The organism is Secundilactobacillus malefermentans DSM 5705 = KCTC 3548, assembly GCF_001436395.1.
In the GTDB taxonomy this organism is placed as follows: Bacteria; Bacillota; Bacilli; order Lactobacillales; family Lactobacillaceae; genus Secundilactobacillus; species Secundilactobacillus malefermentans.
Genome location: NZ_AZGJ01000112.1, coordinates 1 through 1,306, shown reverse-complemented (window position 1 = coordinate 1,306; position 1,306 = coordinate 1). Strand labels below are relative to the sequence as shown.

The window sequence follows — 1,306 nt, the reverse complement described above, 5'->3', positions numbered from 1 at the left end:
GAAGACCAGGAAAAGTTTATGATCGTAAATTGCAAGAACAAGTTAGCCAGTCGTTGAGGACAATCCCAGAACAGGCCGTTATCAAATAGAAGTTGTGGCGCTAGAGAGACTACTGGGCCATGCGGCGAACGCGCCGAGCTTCGGCCTCAAAGTTTTGCTGGGGTGTGCAGTAGCCCTGTTGTTTGCGAGGCAACTGATTCAAGCGGTCTTGCGTGGCCTGCACTTGACTAGGGCTAATGTCATCTAGGGACATGCCCTTAGGGAAGTCCTGGCGGATCATCCGGTTATGTGCCTCGTTGGTGCCACGGTCGCAGGACGTGTAAGGATGGGCGTAGAAGATCTCAGTTTCCGTCCCAGCAAAAGCAGTATTTAAGGCGGTGAACTCGGGTCCGTTGTCTGCTGTGATGGTCTTGATGCAAGCTCCCCATTCGCGCTTGATTCCACGCAATGCATAGCTCACAGAGTCTGCATCTCGTCCTTCGATCAAGCGGAGAAGTTGGCAACGGGTCTTGCGCTCAATCAGAGTCAAGATGACGCTCTCCTTGCCATTGCGTTTACCGACAATGGTATCCATCTCCCAGTGACCGAACTGCCTGCGTCGTTCAACGACCTTAGGCCGTTCCTCGATACTGCGGCCAGCCAGGCGCTTAGCCTTGGTGTGGTGCTGGTGAGAGGTCTTCCGCTTAGTCTTCTCCAACAGGTCGATATTTCGAATCTCTAGGCGTTGGTCGTCAATGTACTGGTACAAAGTCGAGGCACAAACAAGCTCTTCAGGAGTAAACAGCTTGTGTCGCTTGGCATAGCCGATTGAAGCATCCGGCGACCATTTGTCCTGCTTAGCTCGCTGTACGTACCAGGCTAAGAAGACCTGTACACTGGCGAACTTGTCAGGACGATGGCAGCTCAAGCGTGCAGTCTCGTAACGTGCCTGAGCAGCCTCTGGTAGGTATTGTCGATGGTAGACGCGCTTGCCATTACTCTTCTTGACCTGATCTACTGTACCTCGCTTGATTTCATTATTAATGGTCTGCGGGCAGACGCCAATTTCAGCAGCAATCCAACGATTGGACTTCCCAGCTTGGCGGAATCCGGCCACTTTTCCGCGCTCGAGTGATGTTAAGTGCTGACCTTTTTGGCGGTGTGTGCTATCCTGTTTCTGCATCAAGACAACATCCTCTTCCATTGTTTGTGTAGGAACTTCAATGATACAGGATATCTGTTCTTGATGTTTTTTATTGTCCAAAAAATTTTGAGACAGTGGCTAACTTGATTCTAAAATGCGCGAAAAGTTTATGATGGCTCCTTT

General features: G+C 50.6%; 1 protein-coding gene. It reads right to left on the bottom strand.

The window, feature by feature from the left end; translation table 11 throughout:
- Nucleotides 1–109 precede the first annotated feature (109 nt).
- Entirely contained in the window at nucleotides 110–1,162 is a 1,053-nt protein-coding gene (locus FD44_RS09935; protein WP_010620018.1) for an IS30 family transposase, read from the bottom strand.
- Between the last annotated feature and the right edge of the window lie 144 nt (nucleotides 1,163–1,306).

Bases quoted from the DNA above. Each gene is read 5' to 3' on its own strand.
- FD44_RS09935 (WP_010620018.1), bottom strand. From the start codon at position 1,162: ATGCAGAAACAGGATAGCACACACCGCCAAAAAGGTCAGCACTTAACA.